The sequence below is a fragment of the Microcoleus sp. B3-D2 genome (assembly GCF_036705345.1).
In the GTDB taxonomy this organism is placed as follows: Bacteria; Cyanobacteriota; Cyanobacteriia; order Cyanobacteriales; family Microcoleaceae; genus Microcoleus.
In genome coordinates, this window is record NZ_JAUBUG010000148.1 from 1 (window position 1) to 4,143 (window position 4,143).

Genomic DNA, 4,143 nt, shown 5'->3' on the forward strand with positions numbered 1-4,143 from the left:
CCCCAGATGTCAAGCCTGATTTTGTTAAGAAAGATGTGAGTAAGGCATAGCTTCTTAAGGGGGATGCGAGGGGGATCTAGACTCGACAACAAGCGACATTTATCACATATTTTATGCTCAAATTAGTTAACCCTACCCTGAATTTATTTAGCTACACTCTCAAACAAGGGTTGGGTGTCGGCGAACCGGAAACTCGCAAAACCTACGTCAAATTTTTAGCGGGTTTAGCTGAACAACTGCACCAAAAGCGGAATGATTCTTTTACGCCTGACGAAAAACAAAAATTTCTGGCGGTAGATGCGGTAAAAGTAGCCGATTTACCTTTTAAAGGAAACCTGAACAACCCTCAAGTTAAGGGTCGATACCGCCGCTGGAATGTTACGGATAATTACCAACTTTTATTTGATGGCTACGTTGATGATAAGTATCAACCTGACCAAGTTATTAAACTGATTGAAAGTTTGCAATATTTAATTCCCCAACCACCGAAGTTGGAAAATATCGGCAAAACTTGGATGCTTTCGGGTTCGCTGGAATCTGGGACTGATTTGGAAGCGGAAGAACTTGCAAAACAGGTTTACAAGTGTTTGTTTGAAAAAGATGGTGTTTCTCAAGGAAGCGGTCTGTTTTTAGGTGGGAAAGTAGCTGAGTTTTGGGGCGATAAGATTGAGGATAATTGTCAACTGCTGGTAATTTTGTATCCCGATGAAGCGGCTTGTCAGGAATGGGCTAGGGATTTTTATGTTAGTTGGCTGGATTTGCTGTGCTTCCGCCATAAAATTATCTGGGCTTATGAAAACAGTCTACTGCTACAAGAACGGTTGGTGAGTAATTACAACCAAATTGTGGGGATGAGGAATACTTCTCGACTCAATCTCAATAAACTGCTGGAGGCGATGGGAAAATTGTCTGAGTTTGCGATCGACCTTAATTATTTGGAGTTGCAACAGAGTACAGTTAATGTTAATCTGGAGAAGTATGAGGCTAAGCTGGCCGAAATTCAAGCCAAGGCTAGACCTACTGATGATTTGAAGTTTTTGCAGGATTTTTGCGATCGGGCTAAACAACACTATCCCAAGCAAATCCAAAAAGATATTGACAATTTTCGTCCTTGTTTGGAAATATTGCGGAGTCTGACTGATACAATTAGAGGTACGGTAGAGATTAGGAAAGCTGAGAGCGATCGCACTTTTCAAGCAGTAGTCGGCATTGTCGGAGTCGGGCTGTCAACTGGCGGGACTGTAGCTTCTGCGGCCGCCGGTTTTAAAACGGAAATCGAAGCAAATCCTACTATCAATACTGCCATAAATACGTTTGTACCAATTTTCGCTCCGGGTTCGGGACTGAGGGTGATTATGGGATTTAGCATTCTATCAGGGATAGCTGCTAGCCTGCTGACATGGGTAATTATAGCTGTGTGGTCGCGCTTTTTTCGGCGTTAGTCTCGGCGATTGACAATTGACATAATTCTCGTAGGGGCGGGTTTTACCAACCATAATCGCCTCAAACAAACAATCTCAAAAACCCGCCCCCACCCAACGGTAAATCGCAATGTACATTCAGATTTACCGTGGGGCGGGGGCGGGTTTATTTATCCTTTGAATTCTTCCCCAGATGGTTGGTGAAACCCGCCCCTACAGCTTAACTTTTACCGTTACCGTTTCCATTGCCGCCAGTCGTTAGCAAAACCCGCTTAGCTAAAGGTTCCGGCACTTCTTGCAATCGATCGAACTCCCAATTAAAAAATCCTACTCCCATTGTCTGCGATCGCAATTCTACGATCAAATTCTGCATTTCTGCGATCGGCAAATAAGCAGAAACTGCATCCCATCCCTTCCAGTCTTGTTTACCTTCGTAGCCGAGAATTTGGCCGCGGTGTCCGCTGACCAACTGCAACACCTTTGATGTACACTCGTTCGGAGCGCAAATTTCAACTTTGGCGATCGGCTCCAGCAATGCCGGTTCGCACTTCGCCATTCCCTCCTGCATCGCCAAACGCGCCGCTTGCTTGAAAGCTTGTTCGGAACTGTCCACAGAATGGTAGGAACCGTTCGTCAGCGTCACCGCTACGTCTACCACCGGGAAACCCAACGGGCCGCGATCCAAATACTCGCGTACTCCGACTTCCACGCCGGGAATGTACTGTTTTGGGACGACGCCGCCGACTATTTTGTCGGTGAAATTGAAGCCTTCTCCTCGTGGCTGCGGTTGAATGTCGAGGTACACATCGCCAAACTGTCCGTGTCCGCCACTTTGGTGTTTGTAGCGCCCGTGGATGGAAGATGCAGGTTTGCGGATGGTTTCTTTGTACGGCACTTGCGGTAAGTGAGTTACCATCGGCAAGTTATACTTGCGGCGCAACCTTTCTAAAGCTACTTTCAGGTGGATTTCGCCTTGACCCCAAAGTATAATTTCGTGAGTGTCGCCGTGCTGTTCCCAGACTAAAGATGGGTCTTCTTCTAGCAATTTAGCTAAAGCGGAGCTCAGCTTAACTTCATCGTTGCGCTTTTCTGGGACGATCGCCAGTGCGTAGACAGGCGGGATGATTTCGGCTTTTGGCAATTCTTCCGATCGGTCTAGCGCCAGCGTATCGCCTGTTTTCACGCCTTCTAGCCTTCCCAAAGCCACAATTTCCCCGGCGCTGACGGATTGCAAACTTTGCGTTTGCTGGCCGGTCAAGCGGTACAAACCGTTAACTCGAACGCCGTTCAAAATTGCTCCGTCTGCCAGCGTCCCCCGCCACATTCTCACTAACGATAGTTTGCCTCCCTGCGGCGTGTAATAGGTTTTGAGGATTTGAGCCAGAACTTTGTTTTCACTTTGTATAATCCTGCGGCGATCGGCTGTAGTTTCCGGTGTCGGCGCTTCCCTCAGCAAAGCTTCCAGCAGAGGCCGCACGCCGAAATCTTGTTCGGCGATGCCGATGAATACTGGCACAATTAAATCTGCGCCTAATTCCATCTTTAAATCGCGGGTAATTTCTTCGGCGTCGGGATTGATTTCTTCGAGCAATTCTTCGAGTAAATGGTCGTCAAAATTCGCCAATTCTTCGAGCATTTGCTGCCGCGCTGCGCTTTCTTGTGCTTTGAGGTGTTCTGGAAGCGGGACGGGATCTGCGGCGGCGCCCGGATGGTAGTGGTAAGCTTGTTCGGTTACTAAGTCGATAAAACCGATGATTTGTTCGTTTTTGCCGATCGGATATTGGTGAGGTACGATCGGTCTGCTGGAAACGGATTTGAGCGCATCGATCACCTCGGTGAAGTTGCTGCCGCAAGTAGTTTCGTCTGTGTAAGCCCGATCGATCTTGTTGATGAAAACTAGGTGGGGAATTTCCCAATCGTCGAGGAATTTAAACAGGGGTGCGAGGGTTAAAGTGCGATCGGCAACTGGTTCGCAAACAATTATCGCCGCATCCACACCAATCAGCGCATTGTAAGTTTCTTGGGCAAATTCTACCGAACCCGGACAGTCGAGAAATGTGAAGCGGACGCCTTCATATTCAGCGGTGGCGGCGTTTACTTCTACGCTCATTTGGCGATCGCGTGCTTCCGGCGAACTATCACCTATTGTGTTGCCATCTTTGACATTTCCTTTGCGGGTAATTGTCCCTGTCACCGACAGCAAACTTTCGAGCAGTGCGGTTTTACCGCTTAAATAAGGGCCAACAATTGCAACGTTCCGCGTGGCCCCAATGACATTTTCGTTCATATTGCCTCCAACAGAAAACTTGTTTTCCATTGCTCTTGGTGCAATCAGTTCTCTACCATTTTCTAGACTTGTTCTACGTTAATTTTTATTGCATTTTCGAGCAACTTCTGATTTGGGTATGATTCAATACTTTTGACCGTAGCGTGTTTTGAGTAACAAAACACAGATTGTATTTTTTCTTAATATTTTGATTTTTTAACCGCAGATGAACGCGGATCGGATTCTCGTTCCCAGGCTCTACCAATTGGTAACAGCTTAAGACTGAAGCTCATAATAAATGTCGCTTGTTGTTGAGTCTCGATCCCCCTAAATCCCCCTTAAGAAGGGGGACTTTGAGAAGAATCTTGTCCCCCCCTTGTTAAGCTATGCCTTACTCACATCTTTCTTAACAAAGGCGCTCCGGCCCCGCCCGGAGCGACCTCCGGGCGATGGCTC

At 47.2% G+C, this 4,143-nt stretch carries 2 protein-coding genes; one reads left to right on the forward strand and one right to left on the reverse strand.

The features are described 5' to 3' along the window. Window positions 1-113 precede the first annotated feature (113 nt). Window positions 114-1,442, forward strand: a complete 1,329-nt coding sequence (locus tag QUB14_RS28120) for a hypothetical protein (RefSeq protein WP_333221461.1) — start codon at window positions 114-116, stop codon at window positions 1,440-1,442. Between the two features lie 199 nt (window positions 1,443-1,641). Here QUB14_RS28120 and QUB14_RS28125 read toward each other — a convergent pair whose 3' ends face one another. Further along, window positions 1,642-3,708, reverse strand: a complete 2,067-nt coding sequence (locus QUB14_RS28125; protein ID WP_333221463.1) for an elongation factor G — start codon at window positions 3,706-3,708, stop codon at window positions 1,642-1,644. Window positions 3,709-4,143 lie beyond the last annotated feature (435 nt).

Coding starts and splice junctions, on each gene's coding strand:
- QUB14_RS28120 (WP_333221461.1), top strand. CDS start 114: ATGCTCAAATTAGTTAACCCTACCCTGAATTTATTTAGCTACACTCTC.
- QUB14_RS28125 (WP_333221463.1), bottom strand. CDS start 3,708: ATGAACGAAAATGTCATTGGGGCCACGCGGAACGTTGCAATTGTTGGC.